Below are 22,401 nucleotides of genomic sequence, written 5' to 3' on the forward strand. Positions count from 1 at the left end.
TTCGCGCCGCACGGGTTCGGGGGCAAGCCGGCCACTGTCGCCGGTCGCCTGCCCAACCTCCGCCCCGCCGCGCCCTCTTGCCGCGACGGCATCCGCGCCGCCACCGAAAGCGGCCGCTCCCGAAGGGGTGTTGCGACTTCCGCAAGAACCGACGGACCTGCGTCGTCCGCGATGTCGGCAGGCACCGGGAGGACGCCGGACAGCGGGGCCGGAAGCTCTCCCGAACCGCCCTCATCGGCTTCGTACGCGGCGCCGCCACCGCGATCGGCGGAACGCTCATCGCCCTGCTCGCCGCCTGGAGTCGCGAACACCCGCGAGGCGCTCGCCGCCACCGCCGGACGCGGCACCGGCGGACACGGCACCGGCGGACACGGCACCGCCGGACACGGCGCCGCCAGCGGCCACCCAGGCACCCGGCCATCCGCGCACCCGCGCACCCGGCCCGGCGCCGCCGCCTCCCGCAACCGCCGGAGAATCCACCGCCGGGACAATCCACCACCGGACAAGCCACCACCGGGACAATCCACCACCCGACAATCCACCCCCCGGCAAGCAACCACCGGCCCGCAAGACCCCAGCGGCACTGAACCGCAGACCGAACACCGGGATGTAAAGCTCGCTTGACATGACTCGCGGAGTCAAGCAAGCTTTACATATGCGCAATCGGGTGCGGGAGCGGCGAACCCAACAGGGCTTGTCGCAGGCGGAGTTGGCTGCGGCTCTCGATGTGTCGCGGCAGACGGTGATCTCGATCGAGAACGGGCGCTATCTGCCGTCGCTGCCGCTCGCCTTTCGGATCGCGCGGTTCTTCAACCTGACGGTCGACACGATGTTCGACCCGAGTGACGAGGAAAAAGGATCATGATGAAGCAGGTTTCTCCACGGCTGCGTTCGCCACTCAAGATCATCGCTGCCGGCGCGGCAGCCGGAGCCATCACGGTCGCGTCGCGCGGATGGGCCCCCGTCCCCGTGATCATCCTGGTGGTCGTCGTGGTCGTCGCGGCGGTCGGCTACTACGTCTGGGGCGGCCGCGACAGCGACATGGCCTCGTCCCTGCGGCGTGACATGGACGAACGGCAGCTCTTCCGCCGGATGCGGGCGCAGGCCCTGGTCGGCAAGGTCATGGCGCTGGCCGCGGCCGTCGGCTACCTCGTGGCGGTGGACGTCAACGTCACGCTCTGGCCGTTCGCCGTCGCGCTCGCCCTGCCCGTGCTCGCCTTCGCCGTGGGCTGGGTGCTCTACGGCGACCGCGGCACGGCGAGCTGACGGCACCGGTACGGGACCGCGGTGGCGACAACGCGTCCGGCCGGCGACGGCGGCCGGCGCGGTTCCGCCATCGCCCTCCCCGTTCCCCTCCACCACCGCGGACCGTCCTCCCACCGGCCCGCCCGGCCCACGCCCTTCACCTCCCATGCCTTCACCGCCTCACGCCTTCACCGCCCGCCCCGAAAAACACACCCCCGCCTGCCACAATGACGCCGTCTAGCAACACAACGTCAGGCCCCGGCAACGGCAACGGATACGGGCACAGGCAGGGGCACGGGCACGCATGCGCGTGGCGCGCGCCGCGCACGGCTCCGGGGGAGAAGAGGCATCGATGACGGAGAACGTCCGCGCCGGCCAGGGCACGCGTACCGCCGGCGGTGGGTCGCCGGACGACGCGGCGGTGGTCATCAGCCCGGCCTTCAAGGCCGACGCGCCGCGGCAGTACGCGAGGCTGCGGGCCCTCGGGCCGGTGCACCGGGCGGTGCTCTCCTCCGGTCTGGAGTGCTGGCTGGTCGTCGGCTACGAGGCGGCGCGTGAGGCGCTGACCCATCCGGCGCTGCGGAAGGACCCCCGGCCGGCCGCCGCGACGCTGGCCGCCGCCGGGTACGTGCTCAACCAGCCCGGCGTCGGGCTCGGCGGCCAGATGCTGGAGGCCGACGCGCCGGAGCACACCCGGCTGCGGAAGCTGGTCTCCGGCGCCTTCACCCCGCGCCGCACGGCCGCGCTCGCCCCGCGCGTCCAGCGGATCGCCGACGACCTGATCGACGCCCTGGGCCCGGCCGGCGAGACCGATCTGGTCGCGTCCTTCACCGCGCCGCTGCCGGTCACCGTCATCGCCGAACTGCTCGGCATCCCGCCGGAGCACCGCGAGGACTTCCGCCGTTGGACGAGCGACGTCCTCGACGTCACCGCGGCCGGCCACGCCTCCTCCCTCGCCGGCCTGCACGGGCTGCTGGGCGAGCTGGTGGCCGCCAAACGCCGCCGGCCCGAGGACGACCTGCTCTCCGACCTGGTCGCCGCCCGCGACGAACGCGACGGGGAGGACCGGCTGTCGGAGCAGGAGCTGATCGGCACGGCGACGCTGCTGGTCATCGCCGGCCACGAGACCACCGTCAACCTGCTCGGCAACGCCGTCCACGCCCTGCTGCGCCACCCGGAGCAGCTGCGACTGCTGCGCGCCCGGCCGCAGTCGCTGCCCGGCGCGGTGGAGGAGTTCCTGCGGTACGACACCTCCGTGGAGCACTCGACCCTGCGTTACGCCGCCGAGGACGTGCGACTGGGCGGGCGGGTCGTGCCGCGCGGCGGTGTGGTCGCGGTGGCGCTGTCCTCGGCCGGCCACGACGCCCCGCAGGCCGACGGCGGTGATCCGGCCGCCCTGGACGTCGCCCGCCCGGCCGCCCGCCACCTGTCGTTCGGGCACGGCATCCACCACTGCCTCGGTGCCCCGCTGGCCCGCCTGGAGGCCGTCACCGCCCTCGGCACGCTGCTGCGCCGGCTGCCCCGGCTGGAGCCGGCGGTGCCGCTGGCGGAGCTGGCCTGGATCCCGTCCGGCATGATGCGCGGCCCGCTCAGCCTCCCGGTGCGTTACGAGGCCGCCCCGGCACCCCGCTGACCGGCGCGGACGGTACGGCCGACCGGGCCGGATCGGTAGGATTGACGGATCAGTTCCGGTCGGCCGGTAGGGAAGATGATGTACGTATGACACCCCCTCGTCTTCCCGGCGGGCGCGGAAACCGGCGCGCCGAACACGTCACCGACACCCGGCGGGCCCTGGTGGACGCGGCCAGGACCCAGTTCGCCGACCGCGGTTACGCGGCGACCGGCACCGAGGACATCGTGGCCGCCGCCCGGGTGACCCGCGGGGCGCTGTACCACCACTTCCGCGACAAGGCCGACCTGTTCCGCGCGGTGATGGCCGAGTGCGCGCAGGAGATGGCGGAACGGCTGGTGGAGCAGGAGACCCGGCGGGCCCGGGACGGCCAGGAGGACGCCTGGCAACTGCTGCGCACCGGCTTCCAGTCGTTCCTGGACGCCTGCACCGACCCCGACTTCCAGCGGATCGTCCTGGTCGAGGGGCCCGCGGTGCTCGGGCACAACGCGTGGGACGCGCTGGTGGAGCAGCACGGCTACCTGCTGCTGGCCGAAGTGCTGACCGAGGCGATCGGCGACGGCCGGATCGACGCGCTGCCGGTCGCGCCGCTGACCCGGATGCTGGCGGCGCTGATCTCCGAGGCCAGCTTGTACATCGCCCGCGCCGACGACCACGAGGCCGCGCGCCGGGAGGCGGGGCTGGTGCTCGACCGGCTGCTGGTGGGTCTGACCCGGCCGCCGGCGGACGGGGCCGGCGGCGCCTGACGGGGGCGGGCCGCGCGTGGGTCCGGTCCATCAGGGAAAATGGTCAGCACGGCACCGCGAGGGAAGCGGCCGCCGCGGCGGCGGCCCCGCGATCCGATCACGGCGCCGCGGCCCGCGGTCACCGGCACGACGGAGGTACGGGACATGGGCGAGCTGATCCTCATCCGGCACGGGGAGACCGAGTGGAGCCGGGAGATGAAACACACCAGCTGGACCGACCTGCCGCTGACCGAGCGGGGTGAGGAGCAGGCGCGCGCGCTGGTGCCGCTGCTGGCCGGGCGGCGGATCGGCGCCGTGCTGGCCAGTCCGATGCGGCGGGCGCAGCGCACCGCGGAGCTGGCCGGGCTGGACGGCCCGGTGATCGACGACGACCTGCACGAGTGGGACTACGGCGCCTACGAGGGCGTGACGACCGACGACATCCACCGCGACCGGCCCGGCTGGGACCTGTGGGCCGACGGTGTGGCGCCCGGGCCGCGCGAGCACCCCGGGGAGTCGCCCGAGGAGATCGGCGAGCGGGCCGACCGGGCGCTGAAGCTGGCGAACGCGGCGCTGCGGGACACCGAACGGGCCGGCACCGGTGACGTGGCGCTGGTCGCGCACGGGCACATCCTGCGGGTGCTGGCGGCACGCCGTCTGGGGCTGCCCGCGGCCGGCGGGGCGATGCTGCACCTGGACACCGCCACGGTGAGCTTCCTCGGCTTCGAGCACGGCCACCCGGCGGTCACCGGCTGGAACATCAAGCCGCAGCCCGCAGTCTGACGCAACGTCAACTGCCGACCGGGGAGCGTTGGTTGGCCCGCGTCAGCGACTATCGCCGCCTGACGCTACGTCAACTCCACCCCGGACAGGCCGTCGCGGCCAACACCCTGGCCGCAAACCCCCGTTCGGCCCGCACGTCAACGGCCACGAACCGCGGCCGGCGTCCCCGTCATCGCCCCGCCCGGACGCCCCGGCGCGGTGAGCCCCCGTACCGCCTTCTGACGTCACCTCAACTCCGGTCGCTGTTACGGCGTGTGGACGTACCCCTGGAGTCGGGTCTGCTGTTCGGTGCCGGCGAAGCCGAGTGAGCGGTACAGGCCGATGGCGTGGTAGCCGGGGTCGGCGACGATGACGAGGGTGTGGGTGGCCGGGTCGGACAGGGCGTGGACGCCCGCGTGGTGGACGACGGCGCCGGCCAGGCCGGTGCGGCGGAAACCGGGGTCGGTCTCGACGACCTGGTAGCGGGCGATCCCGTGCCCGTCGGTGAAGACCCCGGCGCCGGCGCGCAGTTCGCCGTCGGTGAAGGCGCCGAACCAGGTGCCGCGGCCGGCCTCGCACAGCGCGCGGTGCCCGGCGACCTGCCGTTGCAGGAAGGTGAGTTCGGTGCCCTCGGCCGGCCGGGTCCACGCCAGGCGCAGCGTCAGCGCGGCCGCCCAGTCGGCGTCGCCGGCCAGCGGGCGGATCTCGGTCGTGCCGGGCGCGGTGACCGGCCGGGCGGGCGGCGTGAGGCGGTCGGCGGTCAGGACGGTGTCGCGTTCCGCGGTGAGGCCGAGCGCCAGCAGGGTCGCCGGGTCGCCGGCCTGCCCCGCGGTGCCGTCGACGCCGAAGGCGCGGTGGGCGGCGCCGGGGAACCCGGCCTCGAAGGCGGCCAGCCGGCGGCCGGCGTCGGCCGGGGTGGGGGCGGCCGGCAGGAGCAGGAAGTTCCCCCACCAGAAGCCGGGGTTGCGCGGGGTGCGCACCACGAGGTGGTCGCCGCGGTCGGTGACGGTGGAGCCGCCCATCCGCAGCAGCATCACGTCGGTGCGGAAGCCCAGCGATCGGATGTTCACCGGGTCACCCTACGGGCGCGGCGCCGTCGGCTCCGGGCAACGGGTCCGGAGAACGGGTCCGGGGAGCAGCCGGGCCCCGGCGGGCGCCGCGCGGCCTCAGGTACCGGTCAGCCGGCGCAGGCGGTCGCGGGCCGGGCGCAGGGAGCGGCCGCGGCGCGGGGCGTCGCGCCAGGGGTCGGTGGCCAGCAGGTCGTCGACGCCGGCGACGGTGTGGCGGCGGGCGGTGAGGGCGGGGTCGTCGAGGTCGTCGCGGCCGATGGGGGCGGCGACCGGCGCGCCGGGCAGCGCGCGGACCGCGTAGGGGGCGACGGCGGTCTGGGCGTAGCCGTTGCGGGCGACGTCGAGGTAGAGCCGGTCGCCGCGGTCCGCCTTGCGCGGTGCGGTGGTCAGCGTATCCGGGTGCCGGGCGGCGAGTGCGGCGGCGGCGTCGCGGGCGAAGGCGAGGACGTCGTCGGTGGTGGCGGACCGGTCCAGCGGGACGACGGCGTGCAGGCCGCGCGAGCCGGTGGTCATCAAGGAGAACGGCAGCCGCAGGTCGTCGAGCAGCTCGCCGAGCGCCAGCGCGGCGCGGCGTACCGGTTCGAAGTCCTCACCGGCGCCGGCCGGGTCGAGGTCGAAGACCAGCCGGTCGGGGTGGTGGGGTCGGTCGGCGCGGGACAGGAAGCGGTGCGGGGTGACGCAGGCCTGGCCGGCGAGCAGGAGCAGGGTGGCGGTGTCGTCGCACAGCACGTGGGTGACGGTGCCGCCCTCCTTGGGCAGTTCGGCGCGGTGCACCCAGTCGGGGTAGTGGCGGGGGATCTCCTTCTGCATGAAGGTGCCGCCGTTCAGCCCGTCGGGGTGGATCTCCAGCATCAGGGGGCGGCCGCGCAAGTGGGGCAGCATGCGCGGGGCGACGCGGGCGTAGTAGTGCGCGAGGCCGGACTTGGTAAGGCCGTCGTCGGGGAAAAGCACCTTGCCGGGGCGTTTGATCTCCACGGTGCGGCGGCCGGCCCGCAGGGTCTCGCTCGCTTGCGCCATCACGGTTGCCGGGGCGTCGCGCCGCCGCCGCGCCCGGTCACCGGCCGTACCAGACGGTGGTGGCGTTGCAGAACTCGTGGATGCCGTGGCCGGCCAGTTCGCGGCCGTAGCCGGAGCGTTTGACGCCGCCGAAGGGCATGGCGGGGTGCGAGGCGGTCATGCCGTTGAAGAAGACGCCGCCGGCTTCGAGGTCGGCGGCGAACCGGCGCTGTTCCTCGGGGTCGTTGGTCCACACGTTGGAGCTGAGGCCGAAGGGGGTGTCGTTGGCGAGGGCGACGGCGGCGTCGAGGTCGGCGACCCGGTAGAGGGTGGCGACCGGGCCGAAGGCCTCCTCGTGGTGGATGCGCATCGCGGGGGTGACGCCGGCCAGGACGGTCGGTTCGTAGTACCAGCCGCGGGTCGCCTTCTGCGGGCGGCGGCCGCCGCACAGCACGGTGGCGCCCTTGGCGGTGGCGTCGTCGACGAGTTCCTCCAGGTCGGCGCGGCCCTGTTCGCTGGACAGCGGTCCGACGTCGGTGCCGTCGCGCATCGGGTCGCCGACGGTCAGGGCGGCCATGGCGTCGGTGAAGCGGCGGGCGAAGTCGTCGTGGACCGCGTCGTGGGCCAGGAAGCGCTTGGCGGCGATGCAGGACTGGCCGTTGTTCTGCGTCCGGGCGGTCACCGCGGTCTGCGCGGCGCGGGCCAGGTCGGCGGAGGGCATCACGATGTACGGGTCGCTGCCGCCGAGTTCGAGGACGGTCTTCTTGACCTCGTCGCCGGCGACCCGGGCCACCGCGCGGCCGGCCGGCTCGCTGCCGGTGAGGGTGGCGGCGGCGACCCGGGGGTCGCGCAGCACCTTCTCGACCTCGGCGGAGCCGATCAGCAGGGTCTGGAAGCAGCCGTCGGGGAAGCCGGCGCGGCGGAACAGGTCGCCGAGGTAGAGGGCGGTCTGCGGCACGTTGGAGGCGTGCTTGAGCAGGCCGACGTTGCCGGCCATCAGGGCGGGGGCGGCGAACCGGACGACCTGCCAGAGCGGGAAGTTCCACGGCATGACGGCCAGCACCACGCCGAGCGGCCGGTAGCGGACGTGCGCGGCGATGCCGCCGGAGTCCTCCACGTCGTGCGGTGAGGGGTACTCGTCGGCGAGCAGTCCCTCGGCGCGTTCGGCGTACCAGCGCATGGCCTTGGCGCACTTGACGGCCTCCGCGCGGGCGGCGGCCAGTGTCTTGCCCATCTCGGTGGTCATGGTCCGGGCGATCTCGTCCTGCTCCTTCTCCAGCAGGGCGGCGGCGGCGCGCATCAGGTCCGCGCGGGTGTCGAAACCGGTGGTGCGGTACTCGCGGAACGCGGCCTCGGCACGGGCGAGGCGCTGTTCGACCTCCTCGGCGGTGAAGGCGTCGAACGTCTTGAGGGTCTCCCCCGTCGCCGGATTGACGGTTGCGATGGGCATGGCGGGTCCTCCAGGACGTGGGGGCGGACTGCGGCGGACCCGCGCCGGCACGGCCGCCCGACCGCGGTGCGGTGCTGGACGCCGGTCCGGCGCGGGTGACGCCTCAGCCGAGCAGATGCCCCATATTTACCGATTTACGCATTGTCGTGCGACATCGCGGCCTCACGTATCGGCGTGCGACGTCGGGTTACCTCCCGGCGCACGACACCGGTGGGCTTACGCATGGGCGGGCGACACCGCGGGGCTTACGCCTCGCCGGGCAGCGCCTCACGTATGCCTACGCCTGGCCGGGCGACACGTCGGATTGCCTCTCGCCCTCGGCACAGCGGGCCAACGCCTCACCGCACCGCACGGCACCGCTACGCCGCACCGCACTGCACGGCTCGGCACGGCACCGCACGGCACCGCACCGTAGGCCAACGCTTCACCGCACGGCACGGCACCGCACCGCACGGCACCGCGGCCCTACGCCTCGCCGGGCGACGCCGCGGTCCGGACGCGCCGGCCACCGCCCGGCCGCAGCGCGGTCAGCAGGGCGGCGGCCACCAGGGCCGGCGGCAGGAACGCGGCCGCGACGGGCGCACCGCGCAGCACCGCGCTCGCCGCGCCGGCGCCCACCACGAGCGCCGCCAGCCGCACCGGCACCCAGCGGTCGGCGCCCGGCCCGCCGTCGTCCGGGGGGCCGGTGACGCCGCGGGTGATGAACGTGGCCAGCGTCCCGGTGAGGTACGTCGAGGGGCGCGCGGCGGGACCGGCGCCGAGCATCGCACCGGTCTGGACGCCCATCGCGGCGGCGACGGCGCACAGCAGGACGTCCCGCAGGGCACCGCCCGGGGGCGCGCCGCACCCGGCCCACACCGCGGCGGCGCAGGTCAGCAGGGCCGCCTCGCAGGCCAGGCAGGCCAGGGTGCGCACCGGCCAGCGGGCGCCGGGCGGGGTGCGCGCGGCGGTGCGGACCCGGCAGACGCGGGCGGCCGCCGCCGTACCGGCCGTGAAGCCGGCCAGCGCCAGCACCGGGGGCACCACGTCGGCGAAGCGGTCGCCGCCGAGGGCGATGCCCAGCAGGGCGAGGTTGCCGGTCATGACGCCGGCGAAGACGTGGCCGAGCGCGGCGAAGGCCAGCGCGTCGACCGCGCCCGACGCGGCGGCCAGCAGCACGACGGCCGCCTGCCCGGCGGTCCCGGGGTGTTCCCGGCCGGACCGCCGGGGGTGCGGCACCGCCGCCTACCGCAGCGGACCGGGGTCGGGAACCGGTTCCGGTGCCGGGCCGGGGCGCGGCGAGGGCCGCGGCGGTTCCGGCACCGGGTCGGGGGCGGGCCCGGGCGGCGTCGGCCGCGGCGCGGGCGGTACCGGGTCGGGGCCGGGCAGCGGCGCGGGACCGGGCAGCGGGCCGGGTTCCGGGCCGCCGGGGCCGGGGGTGGGCGTCGGTGACGGCGGTACCGGGTCGGGGTGCGGCATGGTGGCGGTCGGTCCGGTGCGGCGGGTCTCTTCCAGGGTCGCCATGACAGCCTCCTGCGATCGTTTCCGAGCGTGCGGCGGCGGCCCGGCGCCATGGCCGGTACCGGCCGCCCGGGGAACCCGTACCACCGGGACTCCCCGGTGCCGCTCCTGCCCGCGATCCGCCCGCCTACCCGTCGTTCCGCGCCTCCGCGCGCCTCCAGCCTGGCCGGTTCCGGCCGGTGGCGCGCGGAGAGCTGGGCCATCGGAGCGGTCCGGCCGGGCGCCCCGAGCCACTCACCCGAACGAGTGAGGCGGGTTCTCGCCAGGTAGCGCTTTTCCCCATGCTGACGGCGCGTCAGCCCCTTAGCATCGTCGCCGGTGCGGCCCGAGCGCCGCGATCGACTCGACTCCAGGGGAGCCCATGAAGGTCCGTCACGTTGTCGTGGCACTGCTGTCCGGCGCGCTGTTGTTCCCGGTCACCGCGTCGGCCACCGCCGCCGACCGCCTCCCGGCGCGTCGGGTGGACACCACCTGCTCCGCCTCCTCCTTCCACGACGACGCCCGCCTCGGCCCCGCGTCGCTGCCTGACGCCGGCGCGGTGGGCCGCCAGCTGATCGGCTACCGGCGCACCGGCCGGCTGGGGACCAAGGCCTTCCTGGCCCGGTACTACGACCCGACCGCCAACTCCGGCCAGGGCGGCTGGATCTACCCGCCGGACAACGGTTACGTGACGCTGCCCGACGGCTCGCCGATCGAGTGGCGGCAGACGCTGGCGCCGGGTGAGGACATCGACCGGTACGGCAGCGAGTACGGCTCCTTCCTCGCGCCGGAGGGGCTGCCGTACGCGGCCCGGGCGATCCCGCCGGCGAGCCTGGACGGCACCCCGGCCGCGGCCTGCAACTACCACGACTACCGGGTCGTCAAGCCGTTCACCGTGGACGCCGGACCGATCGCGCCGTGGTTCGGCCAGCCGGGCCACGGGTTGCAGTTCCAGTTGGCGGCCGGCCTGGTCCCGGGCGCGCCGGCCACCGTCAACGTCGGCTGGCTGGTGGCCAACGGCTACCTGGAGCGGCTGGTGTGATGCGGCGCCGCGGCGGCCCGTCAGCCGGTCAGCCGGTCCAGGCGGGCCGGCGCGGGTCGTCGCAGCGCACCAGGACGTCGGCGCACTCCCCCGGCCGGACCTCCTCGTCGTAGCGGCGCAGCGCCGGCAGCGTCCAGTGTTCGGCCGGCGGGGTGCGGCGTTCCAGGGCGGCGGGCGTCATCATCAGGTGGACGGCGAGGTCGAACGGGAAGCCGTGGCCGAGCAGCAGCGGGCCGTCCAGCAGCAGGACGCCGCCCGGCGGCAGCGTCACGTAGCCGGCCCGGGTGGAGCGGTCGGTGACCGGGTCGCGCAGGGTGGGCAGCACCCGGCCGTCGCCGTCGGTGCCGAGCCGGCCGAACACCTCCCGCCACAGCGCGCCGGCGTCCAGCCACAGGTCGACGTAGGCGTCCGGGTCCTGGTGGCCGTACTCCAGCCGCAAGGACGCCGGGCGCAGGAAGTCGGCGGTGCTGATCCGCAGCACCGGGCGGCCGCGGGCCGGCAGCAGTTCGGCCAGCGCCGCGGCCGGTCCGCCGGGGTCGGCGGCGGTCGCGCCGTCGATCGCCACCCGGGGCCAGGCGCTGCCGTCGGCGGGCTCCAGGGCGGCGATCCGGTCGGCCAGTTCCTCGGTCAGCTTCGGCCAGGTGACGGGGGTGAGCGCGGCGCCGTTCATACGCCCATCCTGCCGGAGCCCGGCGCGCGGTGGGCCGTTCGAAGGACGCGGGAGTGTCGCTGGCGGCGCGCCGGTCGCGGCCGCCGGATCATCTGGGCTGGGCGCGGGCGCACCGGTCCGCGCCGGGTGTGCCGCGCCGTGCGGCGACCGGGCGGAGGTGTCGGTGAGGCGGTCGGGCAGACTCACGGGGCTGGCGCTGGCCTGCGTGACCGCGGTCGTGCTGTCGTGCGCCGCCCCCGCGTCACCGGCCCGCCCGGTGGCGTCCCGGGCCCGGCGCGCGGCGCGGTCGCGGACGGAGGGGCCGCCCACCGGCTCGACGCGGCCGCGGCCGGCCCCCGCTCCCCCGGCGGACCCCGGCGCGGCCGACCGGGCCGGCGGGGCGAATCCGGTGGGCGACGTGTGGCCGGCGGACGGTGCCGTCCCGGCGGACGGGCAGGGTCCGGCGGACGCCGGCGGTCCGGCGGCCACCGCGCGGTGGCTGCCGCCGGCGCCGCGGTTCCCGGCGCAGTTCCGGGTGGGCGCGGTCTTCGGTACCACCGGGCGGGCGCACCACTACTGCACCGGCAGCGTCATCGACAGTCCGCGGCGGGACCTGGTGATCACCGCGGCGCACTGCGTGCACGACGGCACCGGCGGCGGCTACCGCGGGGACCTGGCCTTCAGCCCCGGTCTGCGGGCCGGGGGCGACGAACCGGCCGGCCGGTGGCGGGTGCGCACCGCGCTGGCGGCGCCGAGTTGGGTGGCGGCGGCCGATCCGTCGGCGGACGTGGCGTTCCTGGTGGTCGAGCCGCTGGACGGCGAGCGGATCGAGGACGCGGTGGGCGGCAACCCGATCGTCTTCGACCATCCGCAGGGCGGTCCGGTGCAGTTGATCGGCTACCCCAGCGACCAGGACGCGCCGGTGATCTGCGACGGCGCCGCGCGGCGCAGCGGCCTGACCCAACTGCGGGTCTACTGCCCGGGGTTCACCGGCGGCACCAGCGGCAGCCCGTGGCTGTCGGGCGTGGAGGGCGGCTCGCGCACCACCGGCAGCGGTTCGGTGATCGGGGTCATCGGCGGTTACCAGGAGGGCGGTTCGACCTCCGACGTCTCCTACAGCAGCTACTTCGACGCGCGGGTGCGGGCGTTGTACGAGCAGGCGGTACGGGAGTCCTGAACGGCGTTGCGGGGCGGCGGGGTTCACGAGGGCGCTGGACGCGCTGTCCGTGCGCGGGCCGCGAACTCCGTTGCAAGGCAGCACAGTTCACGCCCGCGTGAGCAGCACCCGCCCGTACCCGCGCGCCGACGTCCGGCGCGCGGCACCGGGGTCCACCTCAACGCCGGACGAGCCATCCGTGCGCGAATGCCCCGAACCCCGTTACGGCGCACCGGAGTTCACGACGCCGTCGCACGACTCATCCGTGCGGTGCCCCCGAACCCCGTTGCGCCGCGGCGCGACTCGCTCGCCGCGGACCAGCGGGAAGGGCAGCGTCTCGCGGATCGGCAGGCCGGTGAGGAACATGATGAGGCGGTCCACGCCGAGGCCCGGGCCTCCGGGGCGAAGACGACGGCCTTGTCGCGCCGAGTGGCGAAGTAGCCCAGGGAGTCCTGGGCGCCGTGCCGGGCCAGCAGCGCGCGCAGCCGGGCCTCGTCGCCGGCGCCCAGCGCCGCCCGCGCCCGCTGCGAGCGGAACAGCGCCCGGGCGGCGTTCAGCAGCGCCAGCGCGCCGAACAGGCCGAGCGGGAAGTCGATCGCCTGCGGCGGGCGGCCGCCGAAGCGCCGGGTGCTGGTCAGGCCGCCCAGCACCCGGTTGGCCGACCACAGCAGCCACTGCCGGGCGGGCAGCCCGTCGTGGAAGGCGGCCACCAGCGCCCACCCGGCGGCCACGCCCACCGCCGGACCGGCCACCAGCACCCCCAGCGCCCGCCAGAACGCGCCGCGCCGCACCCGGGCCGGAAAGTGGCCCCGGCCGGCGACCAGCACCGCCGGCACGGCCGCCGTGACCGCCAGCGACACCGCCGAGCGGGTGACGCCCACCATGGTCACCGTCAGCGCCTCGGCCAGCAGCACCAGCGCCACGTAGAACGTCACCACCCACCAGGCGGCGCGTTTCCTGGCCAGCATCGCGGCCGACAGCAGCAGCAGGAAGACCGCGTGGGCGAGGTTGGGCGAGGCGGGCACCAGCCATGCGCCGACGAAGCGCAGCGCCGGGGCGATGGCGTGCCGCAGCGGCGCGATCAGGGCGGACAGCGCGCAGACCGCGCCGAGCAGGCCGAAAAAGCCGCCCAGCCACACCGGCACCCGGTCCGCGGCCCGCCGCCAAGCCGCGCCCAGGGGCCCGTGCCGGGCCGTACGGCCCCCGCTGCCGCCGTCGGTGCGCCGCCCGCCGCTCATGGCCCTCCAGCAGTCCCTGGGCCGTCCAGTCGCGGCCGCCGGCCCCTCCACGCCAGGCGGGCCGGGGGCCTTCCGCCCGGCGGGAGCCGACCGGGCCGGGCCGAGCGGGAGGTACCGGCGCGGTCCCCGGCGGCGTCCGGCACTCCGCAAGCGCGGCCCGCCGGGCGGGCGCACGATGGAGGGCAACCCCTGGGAGGTCCGCATGGCTCTGCACGAAGTCGACGGCGACCGCCGCAACGCCCCCGACGACCTGTACGCGCTGAACGGCACCGGCAGCGCGCTGCCGCGCTACCGCATCCCGGACGGTCCGATGCCGGCCCGGGCGGCGGTACGGCTGGTGCAGGACGAGCTGGCGCTGGACGGCAACTCGCGGCAGAACCTGGCGACGTTCTGCACGACGTGGTCGGAGCCGGAAGTGCGGACCATCATGGCCGACACGCTGGACAAGAACCTGGTGGACAAGGACGAGTACCCGCAGACCGCCGAGCTGGAGTCGCGGTGCGTGCACATCCTGGCCGACCTGTGGAACGCGCCGGACGGCAGCCGGGCGGTGGGCTGTTCGACGACCGGCTCCAGCGAGGCGGCGATGCTGTCCGGCCTGGCGCTGCAACGCCGCTGGCGGGCCCGGCGGCGCGCGGCCGGCAAGTCCCTGGACCGGCCGAATCTGGTGTGCGGCCCGGTGCAGGTGTGCTGGGAGAAGTTCGGCCGCTACTTCGACGTGGAGCTGCGGCAGATCCCGTTGCTCAAGGACAGCCTGACGCTGCGACCCGAGCAGCTGGCGGACTACTGCGACGAGAACACCATCGCCGTGGTCACCACCTTGGGGGTGACCTTCACCGGTGACTACGAGCCGGTGGCGGCGGCGGCCCGCACGCTGGACGCGTTGCAGGCGGACACCGGACTCGACATCCCGCTGCACGTGGACGCGGCCAGCGGCGGGTTCGTGGCGCCGTTCCTGCAACCGGACCTGGTGTGGGACTTCCGGCTGGAGCGGGTCAAGAGCATCAACGCCTCCGGGCACAAGTTCGGCCTGGCACCGCTGGGGGTGGGCTGGGCGATCTGGCGCGACGCCGAGGAGCTGCCGGACGAGCTGGTCTTCCACGTGGACTACCTCGGCGGTGACATGCCGACGTTCGCGCTGAACTTCAGCCGGCCCGGCGGTGAGGTGGTCGCGCAGTACTACAACCTGCTGCGGCTGGGCCGTGACGGGTACGCCGCGGTGCAGCGCGCCTGTGCGCAGGCGGCCGGGCGGCTGGCGGACGCGGTGGCGGAACTGGGCCCGTTCACCGTCCTGCACGACGGCAAGTCGGCGCTGCCCGTGGTGTGCTGGACGCTGGCCGAGCCGCCGGCGCCGGACGGCTGGACGCTGTACGACCTGTCGGAGCGGCTGCGGATGCGCGGCTGGCAGGTGCCGACCTACCCGCTGCCGGCGGACCGGCAGGACGTCGTGGTGCAGCGGGTGGTGGTACGGCACGGCGTCACGCGGGACCTGGTCGAACTGCTGCTGTCCGACATCCGCACCGCGCTGGCCGAACTGGAGCGCCAGCACGTGGGAGTGGCCGAGCAGTCGCCCGGCTTCCACCACTGACGCGTCCGGTCACAGTTCCTGGAGCATCGCCCGGATCAGGTCCCGACTGGCCCGCGGCGACAGGGAGTCGGCGCGCAGTTTGTCCATCACCCGGCTGTACTGGGCGACTTCGTCGCGCTTGTCGATGTACAGCGCGCTGGTGAGCTGCTCCAGGTAGACCACGTCGGCCAGGTCGGCGTCCGGGAAGCCCAGCACGGTGAAGGCGCCGCCCTCGGCCGCGTGCGCGCCGCGGCCGAACGGCATGACCTGCAAATGCACGTTGGGCATCTCCGACAGCGTGAGCAAACGGTTCAGCTGTCCGCGCATCACCTGCGGGCCGCCCAGCGCCCGGCGCAGCGCGGCCTCGTCGAGCACGGCGGAGAAGCAGGGCGCGTCCTCCTGGCCGAGTATGCGCTGTCTGCGCATGCGCAGGTCGACGCGGCGCTCGACCTCCTCGTCGGGGGCGGCGGGCAGGCCGCGGGAGACGACCGCGCGGGCGTACTCCTCGGTCTGTGCCAGGCCGTGCACGAACTGCACCTCGAAGGTCTGGATGCTGGCCGCGGCCTCCTCCAGTCCGACGTAGGTCTGGAACCAGCCCGGCAGCAGGTCGCCGTAACCGTGCCACCAACCGGTCACGCTGGCCTCGCGGGTGAGGTCGAGCAGCGTCTCGCGGTCGTTGTCATCAACGCCGTAATACGTGAGCAGGTCGGCGACGTCACGCTCCTTGACGCCGACCCGGCCGAGTTCCATCCGGCTGATCTTCGACTCCGAGGCGCGGATGGAGTACCCGGCCTGCTCACGGGTGATCCCGCGGGCCTCCCGCAGTCGGCGCAGCTGGGAACCGAGCAGGATGCGCCGCATCATCGATCCACTGCCCGGCGGTTGAGCTGACATCGGACTGGTCCCCTCCTCGACGGAGGGCAAGTGTTCCATCACCGGGCGCCGCGGGGGGCCCGATCCCGCCATCAGCGTCCTATTCATGCATGTGCATCCGCGCGTGCATATGCCAACTTTGCAGATGCACGTGCATCCGACCTTGCATCCGTCGTTTACGTTCGGGACGATGTGGTGCGTGCACGTGTCGACCCCCCGTTCCCGAACACCGAGGTGCCGGACATCATGAGGACTGAGGGCTCCAGAACTCTGGCGCCGTCCGGAGACGTGGTGTTCCCCACCCAACGGCTCGCCTCTTCGGCGTGCGAGCTGCCGCCGCGCCTGGAATCGGTGCGCGAGGCCCGGATGTTCACCCGCCACACCCTGCAACGCTGGGGACTGTCGGAGCTGTTCGACAACGTCGCGCTCGTGACGTCCGAACTGGTCACCAACGCCCTGCGGCACGGCGTCGGCGCGGAGCCGGGCTGGCCGGCCGCCTCCTGCCCGGCCGCTCCCCCGTCGGTGCGCCTGAGCCTGGCGCACTGGACCTCACGGGTGGTGTGTTCGGTGCGCGACCCCAGCGACGAGGGGCCGATGGAGAAGGTGCCGGACTTCATCGCCGAGTCGGGGCGCGGGCTGCACCTGGTGGCCTCGTGCAGCGACGCATGGGGCTGGCACCCGCTGGCCGGCACCGGCAAGGTGGTCTGGGCGCTCTTCCCCACCCCCGGCAACCGCTGAACCACCCCCGGCAAGGCCGCGGTTCAGCGGCCGGCGGCCAGCAGCTGGTCGAAGTCGCCGTCCTTCACACCGCGTAGCAGCGCGGCGACCTCGGCCCGCGTGTAGACCAGCGCGGGCCCTTCCGGGAAACGGGAGTTGCGCATCGCGACCCCGCCGTGCGGCAGCCGTGCCAACTCCACACATGTTCCCTGTGAGTTGCTGTGCGTGCTTTTCTGCCAGACGACGTCGTGAAGCGCGCTGGAAACCATGCCGTTGTACGTGCCGTGCACGGGAATACCTCCTGGAACAGGTGTTCTCACCAGCGGGAATGATAGCGCGCGATGAACGGGGCGCTCTTCCCCGGGAAAATGATTGATAAACCCGTCCAGCAGCATGCAATTACGACGCGTAGGCCCGCGCGCGGGCGTGACCAGGCGGTACGAGCGGGGTTATGACCACGCGAATGTCTGCCTTTGTCGGCACCGCCGGGCCTTTCCGCACCGCCCGCCCGGCCGGCCGCCGCACCCCCGCGGCGGTCGCGGACCGTGTCCGCCGCACATCGCGCCGACAAACTGACGCGGCGTCAAATAACCGTCCCCAAGCCATATATGACGCCGCGTCATTTCCGTCTCAGTGGGAATATCCGCCCGTTGTGTCGATGACCCGGCACAGCCGGTAGGTGACCGGGGTGAAGCCCAGCGTGGGCCAGTGGCCGGCGGCGAGCGGGGAGGCGGTGGGCCAGCTCGCCGTCAACTGACGGTAGCCGTGGCCGAAGGCCCACGCCTGGGCGGTGGCCAGCAGGACCCGGCTGACGCCCTCACCGCGCGCGGTCGGCTCCACGTAGGCCTCGGCCAGCTCCGCGGTGTCCTGCGGGGTGAAGGGGCCGGGACGCGCCGGGGTCACCACGACCATCCCGGCCTCCTCGCCGCGCCGCATCGCCAGCCACGCGCCGCAGGCCGGGTCGCCGAGCGCGTCGGCGTAGCGGACCCGCTGGCGGGCCAGCACCTCCTCCGGCTGCGGCTGGAACATCGCCGCCTTGCGCCGGTACGCCGACGACTCCGCCGCCATCCGGCCGACCGGTGCCAGGTCGGCGGGCCCGGCGCGGCGGATGGACAGCCCCTCGACACCGCGCGGCTGGCGTCCGCTGCCCTTGACCGGGATGACGCCGCGCACCGCCTCCAGGCCGAAGCCGAGCCGGAACCAGGCCATCGCCACGGCGTCGTCGGCGGGCAGTTCGACGTGGTGGACGGTGCGGCCGCGGGCCACCAGGCGTTCGGAGACGGCCGCGTACAGCTCGCGCAGCGCCTCGGTCTCGATGCCGGGGGCCGGCGCGTGGCCGCCGTGCGCGACCAGGGCCGCCCGCGGGCCGCCGTGGTCGTCGGGGCGGTCGTCACCGAGGTCGCCGCTGGGGCCGGCCACCAGGTAACCGGCCGCCTTGGCGCGGCTGCCGCGGGCGACGACCGCTTCGGCGCCGGGTTCGGCCAGGAGCTTCGCGAGGCGTTCCTCGCTGTCGTAGCCGGCGGAGGAGGCGGTGGACCCGCTGGTGCCGACGCCCGCGAACGGGCGTCTGCGGGTCCTGGCGTACCAGCGGTCAAGGAGCGCGGCGGATTCCGGTATGTGCTCGGCCGACATGGGCGCGATGGCGAAGGTCATGGTGCGACCGGACGCTAACGGGCCACCGCACGGGGCTGCAAGGCCGGTCCGTCCCCCGGCCGCCCGGCCAGCTCCAGACCGTAGCAGCGGCTCATCGGGTCGTCCCGGTACAGGCCGAACTTGGTCACCGGGGTGTAGCCGCAGCTGAGGTAGAGCGTGATGGCCTCCGGCTGGAGGGTGCCGGTCTCCAGCACCATCCGCGCCCGGCCCGCGGCGGCGGCCGACCTCTCCAGTTCGGCCAGCACGAGGCGGGCGAGTCCGCGGCGGCGGGCCTCGGGCACCACGTACATCCGCTTGATCTCCGCGTCGCCGTCCCGGTGGCCCTCGGGCGAGGCGTCCTTCGCGCGCCAGGCACCGGTGGCGACCGGTTCACCGTCGAGGTGGACGATGAGGAAGACCCCGGCCGGCGGGTCGAAGTCGGCGGCACTCATCGGGGTGTCGTCCGGGTCGCCGTAGCGCTGGACGTACTCCTGCTGCACCCGCTCCGTCAGCCGCACCGCGTCGGGGTGGTCGTAGCGGACGGTCCGTATCTCCAGGTTGCTCTCCACACCGGCATGGTACGTACCGGGGCGCCCGGGGGTTCCCGGTAGGGTCGGTGCCGTGCTCACCGTGACCTCCGTGAACGTCAACGGGCTGCGTGCCGCCGTGCGCAAGGGGTTCCTGCCCTGGCTGGCGGCGACCGCGGCGGACGTCGTCTGCCTCCAGGAGGTACGCGCCGAGCCGGACCAGCTGCCGGCCGCGGCCGCCGCTCCGGAGGGCTGGTACGCCGTCCACGCGCCGGCCGCCGCCAAGGGCCGCGCCGGGGTCTCGCTGCTGACCCGGCAGGAGCCGGAGCGGGTGCGGATCGGCTTCGGGTCGGCCGAGTTCGACACCTGCGGCCGCTACGTCGAGGCGGACCTGCCGGGCCTGACGGTGGCCAGCCTCTACCTGCCCTCCGGGGAGGCGGGCACCGAACGCCAGGAGGAGAAGTACCGGTTCCTCAAGGAGTTCGAGGCGTACCTGACCGACCTGCGGGCCGGCTGCGCGGCGGCCGGGCGCGAGGTGCTGGTCTGCGGCGACTGGAACATCGCGCACCGCGAGGCCGACCTGAAGAACTGGAAGGCCAACCGGGCCAGCGCCGGCTTCCTGCCGCAGGAACGCGCCTGGCTGAGCCACCTCTACGACGGCGTCGGCTACGTCGACGTGGTCCGCGCCCTGCACCCGGACACCGCCGGGCCGTACACCTGGTGGTCCTACCGGGGCCGGGCGTTCGACAACGACGCGGGCTGGCGCATCGACCTGGCGGTGGCCACCCCGGGGCTGGCGGCCCGCGCGGAGTCCGCCGTGGTGGAACGCGCCGCCACCCACGCCGAACGCTGGTCGGACCACGCGCCGGTGACGGTCCGCTTCACCCGCTGACGCTCACCGCACGGCCGTGTGCCGCAGCACGGCGTGCACGCCCCAGGTGCGGTTGGCCACCTGGGTGACCCGCAGGTCGACCGCGGTACTGGCCAGCGCCAGGGCGGCGGCCCGCTCCAGGCCGTACAGGGCGCACATCCACTCCAGCATGGCGTCCAGCGCCTGGGCGGACGCCTCGTTGAGGTCGGGGTCGAACCCGAAGGTGATCCGGCCGGCCGGGGTGACCGCGTGCGCGGTGCGTACCGGCGGGGCGGTCTCCAGGCCGACGGTGAGGCGGGTGGTCATGCCGCACTCGACGGCGGTGCCGGACACCTCGCCGTCGCCCTGGGCGGCGTGCCCGTCGCCCACGCACAGCAGCGCGTCCGGCACGGTGACCGGCAGGAACAAGGTGGCGCCGGCGACCAGTTCGCGGCAGTCGATGTTGCCGCCGCCGAGCACCCGCGGCGGCACGGTGGAGTGCTCGCCGGGCTCGGGCGGCGGCATGCCGATGACGCCGAGGAACGGCGCGAGGTCCACGGTGTGCCCGTACTGGTTGGTGCCGGTGCCCGCGTCGGCGTCCAGCTCCCACAGCAGCCAGGACGGCTCCCGCCCGGCCAGGCCGAGCCGCCGGTTGAGCGGGCTGTCGGCGGCCGCGGCCACCGTCCAGCCCCACGCGTCGGGCCGCAGCGACTCCAGCCGCACCGACAGCGCCATGCCGGGCGCGGCGCCGCGCACCGCGATCGGGCCGACGAGGCAGTGACCGCGCCGCCCGGCCAGCAGCGTCGGGCGCTCCTCGCCGGGCACCCGCTGGCGCTCCAGGTGCCCGGAGCAGTCCAGGGAACGCACCACGACGGTGTCCCCGGGGTCCACGGTCAGGACCGGCGGCGTGGTGTTGCAGAAGACGTCGGTCACCGTCTCGGGCCCGGCGTCGAGTCGGTACTCGGCCACGTGAACGCTCTCCTGACGTCGGCGGGGCGCGCCCGGCGGGGCGGCGGGGGTGGCGGCGCCGGCTTCGGCGCTGGCTTCGGCTTCGGCGTGGGCTGGGCGCCGGCTTCGGCGTGGGCTGGGCGCCGGCTTCGGCGTCCGCCTCCGCTTCGCGGGGAGCGGGACACCGTCGCCGGCGCGCGGGGGTCAGCCGGGCAGGCCGGCACCGTAGACCGTCGGGTTGACCTCGGAGGGCGGGCGGCGCGACCGCGTGGCCTGCTCGAAGGCGTGGGCCAGGCCGATCAGGACCGGCTCGCTCCAGGCGGGGCCGAGGAAGGTGAGGTTGAACGGGGCCCGGCCGGCGGCCAGGTAACCGGCCGGCACGGTGATCGAGGGGTAGCCGGCCTTCGCCCCGATGTCGCAGCCCTCGGCGTCGACGAACAGCAGGGCGGACAGGCCCTGTTCGGCCAGCAGCGGATCGATCCGGCCCCGGCTGCCCTCCAGGTCGCGGGCGCGCGCGGCCCGGTAGCGCCCGCTGTCGGCGCTGTCCGGCGCCACGTCCCACTGCTGGGCGGCCAGTGCCATCTTCTGCCCGAACTTCAGGGTCCGGGCGGCGTGGGCGTCGTTGAACGCGATGACCTCGGCGAGGGTGCGCACCGGGGCGTCCTGCGGCAGCCGGGCCAGGTAGGCGTTCAGGTCCCGCTTGAACTCGTAGCTCAGGACGATGGACTCGACGTCGTAGCCGGTCCTGGTCGGCAGCGCGACCTCGACCAGGGTGGCGCCGCGGCCGGTCAGCGCGGCCATGGCGGCGTCCCACAGGACGCGTTCGCCGCTGCCCGGCGCGGGCACCTCGTGGTCGACCACGCCGAGCCGGACGCCGTCCAGGGCGCCGTCGGCGAGGTCGGCGGTGAAGTCGTGGCCGTCCAGCGGGTTCGCGGCGGTGGCGGGGTCCTCCGGGTCGGGGCCGGCGATGACCGTCAGCAGCGCGGCGGCGTCGGCCACCGTGCGGGCCATCGGTCCGGCGGTGTCCTGGCTGGCGGCGATCGGCACGATGCCGGTGCGGCTGACCAGGCCGACGGTGGGCTTCACGCCGACCAGCGAGTTGGCAGCCGCCGGGCTGATGATCGACCCGGAGGTCTCGGTGCCGACGGTGACCGCCGCGAGCCCGGCGGCGGCCGCCGCCCCGGAACCGGAGCTCGAACCGCTCGGGGTGCGGCTGAGGTCGTAGGGGTTGAGGACCTGCCCGGCCAGCGAGCTGTAACCGCTCGGCATGCCCTCGGTGAGGTAGTTGGCGAACTCGGTGAGGTTGGTCTTGCCCAGCAGCACCGCGCCCGCCACCCGCAGCCGGGTCACCAGCGGCGCGTCGCCGGCCGGGCGGCTGTCGGCCAGGGCCAGGGAACCGGCCGTGGTGGGCAGTCCGGCCACGTCGATGTTGTCCTTGAGCAGCACCGGTATGCCCAGCATCGGACCGGTCTCGCCGGCCGCCCGCCGCTCGTCGGCCGCGGCGGCGTCGGCGAGCGCGTCGGGGTTGAGGCAGCGCACCGACCGCAGCGCGGGCCCGCGCACGTCCAGCGCGTCGATCCGCCGCAGGTACGCCCGGGTGAGCGCGACAGCGGTGACCGTCCCGGCGTCCAGCAGGGCCGACAGCTCGGCGACGGTGGCCGTCTCCAGGTCGCACGGAACGCTGTCACGCGCACCGGGCGGGGCGGCGGACGCGGTGATGGGGCTGGTGTCGATGTCGCACTCCCTGGAACGTGGACGGGGTCCCGGTGAACGCCGCGCGACCGGGCCCGGCACCGGGGTCGCCACCGGGGCCGGGCGTCTCGCACGGCGGAAGACACGACGAAG

Annotated in this window: 23 protein-coding genes; 10 read left to right on the plus strand and 13 right to left on the minus strand. The window is 74.9% G+C overall.

The genetic code is table 11. The features are described 5' to 3' along the window. Positions 1 to 655 precede the first annotated feature (655 nt). The 5 genes from POF43_RS25665 (at position 656) to POF43_RS25685 (ending at position 4,383) form a co-directional block, all read left to right on the plus strand. A complete protein-coding gene (locus POF43_RS25665; RefSeq protein ID WP_271314995.1) occupies positions 656 to 865 on the plus strand; it encodes a helix-turn-helix transcriptional regulator in 210 nt (69 codons plus the stop codon). Further along, positions 862 to 1,266, plus strand: a complete 405-nt coding sequence (locus POF43_RS25670; RefSeq protein WP_271314994.1) for a hypothetical protein — start codon at positions 862 to 864, stop codon at positions 1,264 to 1,266. The genes POF43_RS25665 and POF43_RS25670 overlap by 4 nt, the downstream gene beginning before the upstream one ends. Before the next feature lie 331 nt (positions 1,267 to 1,597). After that, complete coding sequence (locus POF43_RS25675) at positions 1,598 to 2,878, plus strand: cytochrome P450 family protein (RefSeq protein WP_271325255.1); 1,281 nt, start codon at positions 1,598 to 1,600, stop codon at positions 2,876 to 2,878. Positions 2,879 to 2,964: 86 nt separating this feature from the next. Then, positions 2,965 to 3,621, plus strand: coding sequence for a TetR/AcrR family transcriptional regulator (locus POF43_RS25680; RefSeq protein ID WP_271325254.1), 657 nt, complete (start codon positions 2,965 to 2,967; stop codon positions 3,619 to 3,621). Between the two features lie 144 nt (positions 3,622 to 3,765). Further along, the gene (locus POF43_RS25685; protein WP_271325253.1) at positions 3,766 to 4,383 is read left to right on the plus strand and encodes a histidine phosphatase family protein; all 618 of its coding nucleotides are present in this window, start codon (positions 3,766 to 3,768) and stop codon (positions 4,381 to 4,383) included. Positions 4,384 to 4,628: 245 nt separating this feature from the next. On the opposite strand, the gene POF43_RS25690 is transcribed toward POF43_RS25685, so the two are convergent. The 5 genes from POF43_RS25690 to POF43_RS25710 form a co-directional block, all read right to left on the minus strand. Further along, positions 4,629 to 5,432 (minus strand): GNAT family N-acetyltransferase, encoded by an 804-nt coding sequence (locus POF43_RS25690; protein ID WP_271325252.1) that lies wholly within the window; start codon positions 5,430 to 5,432, stop codon positions 4,629 to 4,631. Positions 5,433 to 5,528: 96 nt separating this feature from the next. Continuing rightward, complete coding sequence (gene ligD / locus POF43_RS25695; protein ID WP_282704776.1) at positions 5,529 to 6,449, minus strand: non-homologous end-joining DNA ligase; 921 nt, start codon at positions 6,447 to 6,449, stop codon at positions 5,529 to 5,531. A 37-nt stretch (positions 6,450 to 6,486) separates the two neighbouring features. After that, positions 6,487 to 7,878, minus strand: a complete 1,392-nt coding sequence (locus POF43_RS25700; protein ID WP_271325410.1) for an NADP-dependent succinic semialdehyde dehydrogenase — start codon at positions 7,876 to 7,878, stop codon at positions 6,487 to 6,489. Positions 7,879 to 8,343: 465 nt separating this feature from the next. Further along, complete coding sequence (locus POF43_RS25705) at positions 8,344 to 9,096, minus strand: DUF1275 family protein (protein ID WP_271325411.1); 753 nt, start codon at positions 9,094 to 9,096, stop codon at positions 8,344 to 8,346. A gap of 6 nt (positions 9,097 to 9,102) precedes the next feature. Then, positions 9,103 to 9,381 carry a hypothetical protein gene (locus POF43_RS25710; RefSeq protein WP_282698909.1) on the minus strand — a complete coding sequence of 93 codons (279 nt, stop codon included), beginning with the start codon at positions 9,379 to 9,381 and terminating at the stop codon, positions 9,103 to 9,105. A 358-nt stretch (positions 9,382 to 9,739) separates the two neighbouring features. Between POF43_RS25710 and POF43_RS25715 the strand changes: the two genes are divergently transcribed. Continuing rightward, positions 9,740 to 10,399, plus strand: coding sequence for a TNT domain-containing protein (locus tag POF43_RS25715; RefSeq protein ID WP_271315088.1), 660 nt, complete (start codon positions 9,740 to 9,742; stop codon positions 10,397 to 10,399). Positions 10,400 to 10,427: 28 nt separating this feature from the next. On the opposite strand, the gene POF43_RS25720 is transcribed toward POF43_RS25715, so the two are convergent. Further along, complete coding sequence (locus POF43_RS25720; RefSeq protein WP_271315089.1) at positions 10,428 to 11,069, minus strand: nucleoside/nucleotide kinase family protein; 642 nt, start codon at positions 11,067 to 11,069, stop codon at positions 10,428 to 10,430. A 163-nt stretch (positions 11,070 to 11,232) separates the two neighbouring features. Here POF43_RS25720 and POF43_RS35385 point away from each other — a divergent pair, with 163 nt between their 5' ends. Further along, positions 11,233 to 12,225, plus strand: a complete 993-nt coding sequence (locus tag POF43_RS35385) for a trypsin-like serine peptidase (protein WP_271323350.1) — start codon at positions 11,233 to 11,235, stop codon at positions 12,223 to 12,225. Between the two features lie 218 nt (positions 12,226 to 12,443). Here the strand turns inward: POF43_RS35385 and POF43_RS25730 are convergent, their stop codons facing one another. Continuing rightward, a complete protein-coding gene (locus POF43_RS25730) occupies positions 12,444 to 13,442 on the minus strand; it encodes a class-II aminoacyl-tRNA synthetase family protein (protein WP_271323349.1) in 999 nt (332 codons plus the stop codon). A 202-nt stretch (positions 13,443 to 13,644) separates the two neighbouring features. Between POF43_RS25730 and gad the strand changes: the two genes are divergently transcribed. After that, a complete protein-coding gene (gene gad, locus POF43_RS25735) occupies positions 13,645 to 15,030 on the plus strand; it encodes a glutamate decarboxylase (RefSeq protein WP_271323348.1) in 1,386 nt (461 codons plus the stop codon). A 9-nt stretch (positions 15,031 to 15,039) separates the two neighbouring features. Here gad and POF43_RS25740 read toward each other — a convergent pair whose 3' ends face one another. After that, positions 15,040 to 15,903 carry a Sco1979 family transcriptional regulator gene (locus tag POF43_RS25740; protein WP_271315093.1) on the minus strand — a complete coding sequence of 288 codons (864 nt, stop codon included), beginning with the start codon at positions 15,901 to 15,903 and terminating at the stop codon, positions 15,040 to 15,042. Positions 15,904 to 16,128: 225 nt separating this feature from the next. Between POF43_RS25740 and POF43_RS25745 the strand changes: the two genes are divergently transcribed. Beyond that, entirely contained in the window at positions 16,129 to 16,620 is a 492-nt protein-coding gene (locus tag POF43_RS25745) for an ATP-binding protein (RefSeq protein ID WP_271315094.1), read from the plus strand. Between the two features lie 23 nt (positions 16,621 to 16,643). Here POF43_RS25745 and POF43_RS25750 read toward each other — a convergent pair whose 3' ends face one another. From POF43_RS25750 to POF43_RS25760, 3 genes are all read right to left on the minus strand, one after another. Beyond that, positions 16,644 to 16,889, minus strand: a complete 246-nt coding sequence (locus POF43_RS25750; protein ID WP_271315098.1) for a DUF397 domain-containing protein — start codon at positions 16,887 to 16,889, stop codon at positions 16,644 to 16,646. A gap of 340 nt (positions 16,890 to 17,229) precedes the next feature. Then, positions 17,230 to 18,252 (minus strand): GNAT family N-acetyltransferase, encoded by a 1,023-nt coding sequence (locus POF43_RS25755; protein ID WP_271315095.1) that lies wholly within the window; start codon positions 18,250 to 18,252, stop codon positions 17,230 to 17,232. Positions 18,253 to 18,266: 14 nt separating this feature from the next. After that, entirely contained in the window at positions 18,267 to 18,788 is a 522-nt protein-coding gene (locus POF43_RS25760) for a GNAT family N-acetyltransferase (RefSeq protein ID WP_271315099.1), read from the minus strand. Between the two features lie 64 nt (positions 18,789 to 18,852). On the opposite strand from POF43_RS25760, the gene POF43_RS25765 reads away from it, so the two are divergent. Beyond that, positions 18,853 to 19,650 carry an exodeoxyribonuclease III gene (locus tag POF43_RS25765; RefSeq protein ID WP_271315096.1) on the plus strand — a complete coding sequence of 266 codons (798 nt, stop codon included), beginning with the start codon at positions 18,853 to 18,855 and terminating at the stop codon, positions 19,648 to 19,650. Between the two features lie 3 nt (positions 19,651 to 19,653). Here POF43_RS25765 and POF43_RS25770 read toward each other — a convergent pair whose 3' ends face one another. Beyond that, positions 19,654 to 20,577, minus strand: a complete 924-nt coding sequence (locus POF43_RS25770) for an acetamidase/formamidase family protein (RefSeq protein ID WP_271323347.1) — start codon at positions 20,575 to 20,577, stop codon at positions 19,654 to 19,656. Positions 20,578 to 20,760: 183 nt separating this feature from the next. Continuing rightward, the gene (locus POF43_RS25775; RefSeq protein WP_271323346.1) at positions 20,761 to 22,362 is read right to left on the minus strand and encodes an amidase family protein; all 1,602 of its coding nucleotides are present in this window, start codon (positions 22,360 to 22,362) and stop codon (positions 20,761 to 20,763) included. Positions 22,363 to 22,401 lie beyond the last annotated feature (39 nt).

It is taken from the genome of Streptantibioticus silvisoli (assembly GCF_027947535.2).
GTDB classification, from domain to species: Bacteria; Actinomycetota; Actinomycetes; order Streptomycetales; family Streptomycetaceae; genus Streptantibioticus_C; species Streptantibioticus_C silvisoli.

What these genes read in the sequence shown, in the direction of transcription:
- POF43_RS25730 (WP_271323349.1), bottom strand. Translation starts at nt 13,442, where the DNA reads ATGAGCGGCGGGCGGCGCACCGACGGCGGCAGCGGGGGCCGTACGGCC.
- POF43_RS25745 (WP_271315094.1), top strand. Translation starts at nt 16,129, where the DNA reads ATGAGGACTGAGGGCTCCAGAACTCTGGCGCCGTCCGGAGACGTGGTG.
- ligD (WP_282704776.1), bottom strand. Translation starts at nt 6,449, where the DNA reads ATGGCGCAAGCGAGCGAGACCCTGCGGGCCGGCCGCCGCACCGTGGAG.
- POF43_RS25710 (WP_282698909.1), bottom strand. Translation starts at nt 9,381, where the DNA reads ATGGCGACCCTGGAAGAGACCCGCCGCACCGGACCGACCGCCACCATG.
- POF43_RS25755 (WP_271315095.1), bottom strand. Translation starts at nt 18,252, where the DNA reads ATGACCTTCGCCATCGCGCCCATGTCGGCCGAGCACATACCGGAATCC.
- POF43_RS25675 (WP_271325255.1), top strand. Translation starts at nt 1,598, where the DNA reads ATGACGGAGAACGTCCGCGCCGGCCAGGGCACGCGTACCGCCGGCGGT.
- POF43_RS25715 (WP_271315088.1), top strand. Translation starts at nt 9,740, where the DNA reads ATGAAGGTCCGTCACGTTGTCGTGGCACTGCTGTCCGGCGCGCTGTTG.
- POF43_RS25680 (WP_271325254.1), top strand. Translation starts at nt 2,965, where the DNA reads ATGACACCCCCTCGTCTTCCCGGCGGGCGCGGAAACCGGCGCGCCGAA.
- POF43_RS25700 (WP_271325410.1), bottom strand. Translation starts at nt 7,878, where the DNA reads ATGCCCATCGCAACCGTCAATCCGGCGACGGGGGAGACCCTCAAGACG.
- POF43_RS25670 (WP_271314994.1), top strand. Translation starts at nt 862, where the DNA reads ATGATGAAGCAGGTTTCTCCACGGCTGCGTTCGCCACTCAAGATCATC.
- POF43_RS25740 (WP_271315093.1), bottom strand. Translation starts at nt 15,903, where the DNA reads ATGTCAGCTCAACCGCCGGGCAGTGGATCGATGATGCGGCGCATCCTG.
- POF43_RS25665 (WP_271314995.1), top strand. Translation starts at nt 656, where the DNA reads ATGCGCAATCGGGTGCGGGAGCGGCGAACCCAACAGGGCTTGTCGCAG.
- gad (WP_271323348.1), top strand. Translation starts at nt 13,645, where the DNA reads ATGGCTCTGCACGAAGTCGACGGCGACCGCCGCAACGCCCCCGACGAC.
- POF43_RS25685 (WP_271325253.1), top strand. Translation starts at nt 3,766, where the DNA reads ATGGGCGAGCTGATCCTCATCCGGCACGGGGAGACCGAGTGGAGCCGG.
- POF43_RS25720 (WP_271315089.1), bottom strand. Translation starts at nt 11,069, where the DNA reads ATGAACGGCGCCGCGCTCACCCCCGTCACCTGGCCGAAGCTGACCGAG.